The organism is Micromonospora sp. NPDC003776 (assembly GCF_053605645.1).
The window spans coordinates 1-3,952 of the sequence record NZ_JBSGJR010000617.1; the positions used below are offsets into that span (position 1 = coordinate 1).

Here is a 3,952-nt window from a genome sequence, read left to right on the forward strand (position 1 = left end):
CGTCATGGCGGGGTCCCTGATGGAAGGTACGGCGGCATGACCGACACCACTCCGACCACGCTGCCGGCGCAGTCACCGCCGGTCGACCCGGCCGAGACGGCGAAGGCCGAGGCGCCGGCCCGGCTCTCCTGGTGGCGCGGCGACGGCGGGGAGGGCGCCAAGCGCAACCTGGGCCTGCTGGCCACCCTCGTGGTGCTGGTCGTGATCGGCATCCTCACCCGGCCCGACCTCTACGGCAACGCGAGCTGGGTGTGGGGCAACACGCTCACCATCCTCAAGCTCGCCTCGGTGGTCGGCGTGGTCACCGTCGGGATGACCTTCGTCATCATCGGCGGCGGCATCGACCTGTCGGTCGGCGCGATCGTCGCGCTCGCCGGGGTCTGGTGCACCACGGTCGCCACCCAGAGCTACGGCGCCGGCGGCATGATCTTCAGCGCGCTGACCGTCGGCGTGGCGGTGGGTGTGGTCAACGGCCTGCTCATCTCGTACGGGCGGCTGGTGCCGTTCATCGCCACCCTGGCCATGATGGTGGCCGCCCGGGGCCTGGCCGCGGAGATCTCCGACAAGCAGACCCAGGTCTCGAACAACCAGTTCATCAACGGCATCGCCAGTACGAACGTGCTCGGCATCCCGCTGCTGGTCTACATCCTCGCCGCGGTGGTGATCGCCGGCTGGGTGCTGCTCAACCGGACCACCTTCGGCCGTCGCACGGTGGCGGTCGGCGGCAACCCGGAGGCGGCCCGGCTCGCCGGCATCAACGTCCGCCGGCACACGCTGCTGCTCTACGCGCTCTCCGGCCTCTGCTGCGGCATCGCCGCGATCATGCTGACCGCGCAGGCCACCTCCGCGCAGGCGGCGATGGCGAACCTCTACGAGCTGGACGCGATCGCCGCCGCGATCATCGGCGGCACGCTGCTCAGCGGCGGGCGGGGCACCATCATCGGTTCCCTGCTCGGTGTGATCATCTTCTCCACCATCACCAACCTCTTCGCCATCAACGGCCTCTCCACGGAGGCCCAGAACATGGTCAAGGGCGGCATCATCGTCGCCGCCGTCCTCGTCCAGCAGGTGCAGTTCGGCAGTCTCACGCAGTTCCTCGGCCGTAACCGGGCCACCACCACCTGATCCCACCGCGCAACCGGCGGCCACCTCGACAGCGACGGTGGCCGGGCCAAGCACACCCATTTTCCCCCCACCACCTCATCCAGGAGGCCGTCATGACAACGCAGGGTCGCGACCTGTCGCGCCGCCGGCTGCTCTTCGGCGGGGCCGCGCTCGGCGCCGGTGCACTGCTCACCGCGTGCACCAGCAACGAGCAGACCCCCACCGCCGCGCAGACCAAGGCCGCGGCGACCGGCGGTAACAGCGAGCCGGGCAAGAAGGTGACCATCGGCTTCTCCGCCCCGGCCGCCGACCACGGCTGGATCGCCGCCATCACCAACAACGCCAAGGCGCAGGCCGGGGCGTACTCGGACGTGGAGCTCAAGTCGGTGGAGGCCGGCGCGGACGCGGCGGCCCAGCGGGCGGCGCTCTCCACCCTGATCTCCCAGAAGCCCGACGTGATCGTGCTGCTGCCGCACGACGGCAAGGAGCTCAACGCGTTCGGCCTGGAGGCGATGAAGGCCGGCATCCCGGTGGTCAACCTGGACCGGGCCTTCCCCGACGCGCGGGCCTACCGGCTCCAGATCAAGGGCGACAACTACGGCATGGGCGTGGCCGCCGCCACCTACATCGCCGAGCAGTTGAAGGCCAAGGGGGTCAGCAACCCGATCATCGGGGAGATCCCCGGCATCGACTCCCTGGAGCTGACCCAGGAACGCTCCAAGGGCTTCGCCGACACCCTCGCCTCGTACGGGCTGAAGGTGGCCAACCGCCGCCCGGCCGAGTTCACCGCCGACTCGGGGCAGCAGGCGGCCACCGGCCTGTTCCAGGCGCTGCCCAAGATCGACGCGATCTGGAACCACGACGACGACCAGGGCATCGGGGTCCTCGCCGCGGTCAACCAGGCCAACCGCAAGGAGTTCTTCATGGTCGGCGGGGCCGGCTCGAAGAAGGCCATGGAGGACATCAAGGCCGACAAAACCGTACTGAAGGCGACTGTCACCTACAGCCCGTCGATGGCCTCCTCGGCCATCTCGCTGGCCCGGCTCATCGGCCAGAAGAAGGGCATGTCGGATCTGGTGGAGCTTCAGGTTCCGAAGGAGATCGTGCTCGCCTCCGAGACGATCACCAAGGAGAACGCGAGCGACTACCTGAAGCTCGGGTTCTGACACACGGGGGGAGACCCACCTTGTCCACTCACGACAACCTCCTGCGGGTCGGCATGGTCGGCTACGCGTTCATGGGCGCCGCGCACTCTCAGGCGTGGCGCACCGTGAACCGGGTCTACGACCTGCCGGCGCGGGTCCGGATGGCGCTCATCTGCGGCCGGGACGGCGGGAAGGTGGCCGAGGCCGCCGACCGGCTCGGCTGGGAGGGGCACACCACGGACTGGCGCCGGCTCGTCGAGTCCGATGAGATCGACGTGGTCGACATCTGCACACCGGGGGACAGCCACTGCGAGATCGCCCTCGCGGCGCTGGCCGCCGGCAAGCACGTGCTCTGCGAGAAGCCGCTCGCCAACACCGTGGCCGAGGCCCGGCAGATGGCGGCCGCCGCCGCCCGCGCCCGGGCCTCCGGGGTACGCGCCATGTGCGGGTTCAACTACCGCAGGGTGCCCGCGGTCACCATGATGCGGCAGCTCGTGGCCGACGGGAGGCTCGGCGAGATCCGGCACGTGCGGGCGGTGTACCTGCAGGACTGGATCGTCGACCCGCAGTTCCCGCTGGTCTGGCGGCTGCAGAAGGACAAGGCGGGCTCCGGCGCGCTTGGTGACATCGGTGCCCACATCATCGATCTCACCCAGTTCGTCACCGGTCAGCTGATCACCGGGGTCAGCGCGGCGACCGAGACCTTCGTCAAGCAACGGCCGTTGCCGGCCGGGTCGAGCGGCCTGGCCGCGCAGGCCGACGGCAACGGCCAGGCGATGGGCCAGGTCACCGTGGACGACGCGGCGGTCTTCGTGGCCCGGCTCGACGGGGGAGCGCTGGCCACGTACGAGGCGAGCCGGTTCGCCACCGGCCGCAAGAACGCCCTCCGGGTGGAGATCAACGGTTCGCTCGGCACCGTGGTGTTCGACCTGGAACGCCTCAACGAGCTGGAGTTCTACGACGCCACCCGGCCCGCGGCCGAGCAGGGCTTCACCCGGATCCTGGTGACCGAGGGGGAGCACCCGTACATGACGGCCTGGTGGCCGCCCGGCCACATCATCGGCTACGAGCACTCCTTCACCCACGAGATGCGCGACTTCGTCGAGGCGGTCGCCACCGGCGCCGACCCGACGCCGTCCTTCGCCGACGCACTACAGGTCCAGCTCGTGCTGGACGCGGTGACCCGCTCGGCCGAACGGGCCGCGTGGACGGAGGTGGAGTCCGCCCTGGCCGAACTGGCCGTCTGATCCGACGCGGCGCCGCCCGGCGCCGCCCGACCAGCTTCCCGGAGTCGACCGGCGAGGGCCCGCCGCGGTTGCGCCCCGCGGCGGGGACGAGGTCGACCTCGGGGAGGCGTGCCGCCGGAGTTCCCGGCCGGCACGAACAGCGGCCGTCCGGTGCGGCCGGACCGGGATTCCCCGGTCGCGCCGGCGGGCCGACCCGACGACGACGGGGAGGAAGCACGATGCGTACGGGTGTCTGGCTGGTGGGAGCGCGCGGCTCGGTCGCGACCACCAGCATCGTCGGGGCGCTGGCCCTGCGGGCCGGGCTCACCGGTCCGACCGGCTGCGTCACCGAACTGCCCGAGCTGCGCGGGCCGGCCCTGCCCGCCTTCACCGACCTCGTCCTGGGCGGCCACGACGTGGTCGCCACCCCGCTGGCCAAGCGGGCCGAGGAGATCGGAAGAGCGTCCGTGTAGGGCA

General features: G+C 71.0%; 3 protein-coding genes and 1 pseudogene. All 4 read left to right on the forward strand.

Features of this window, described 5'->3' with window-relative positions; genetic code table 11:
- Positions 1 to 36 precede the first annotated feature (36 nt).
- Positions 37 to 1,125 (forward strand): ABC transporter permease, encoded by a 1,089-nt coding sequence (locus ACWEVO_RS32025; RefSeq protein ID WP_452311189.1) that lies wholly within the window; start codon positions 37 to 39, stop codon positions 1,123 to 1,125.
- Positions 1,126 to 1,217: 92 nt separating this feature from the next.
- Positions 1,218 to 2,270 (forward strand): substrate-binding domain-containing protein, encoded by a 1,053-nt coding sequence (locus ACWEVO_RS32030; protein ID WP_452311190.1) that lies wholly within the window; start codon positions 1,218 to 1,220, stop codon positions 2,268 to 2,270.
- Positions 2,271 to 2,290: 20 nt separating this feature from the next.
- Positions 2,291 to 3,496 carry a Gfo/Idh/MocA family protein gene (locus tag ACWEVO_RS32035; protein WP_452311191.1) on the forward strand — a complete coding sequence of 402 codons (1,206 nt, stop codon included), beginning with the start codon at positions 2,291 to 2,293 and terminating at the stop codon, positions 3,494 to 3,496.
- A gap of 218 nt (positions 3,497 to 3,714) precedes the next feature.
- A pseudogene (locus ACWEVO_RS32040) lies at positions 3,715 to 3,945 on the forward strand (inositol-3-phosphate synthase); the annotation flags it as partial.
- Positions 3,946 to 3,952: the final 7 nt, after the last annotated feature.

Coding starts and splice junctions, on each gene's coding strand:
- ACWEVO_RS32025 (WP_452311189.1), top strand. CDS start 37: ATGACCGACACCACTCCGACCACGCTGCCGGCGCAGTCACCGCCGGTC.
- ACWEVO_RS32030 (WP_452311190.1), top strand. CDS start 1,218: ATGACAACGCAGGGTCGCGACCTGTCGCGCCGCCGGCTGCTCTTCGGC.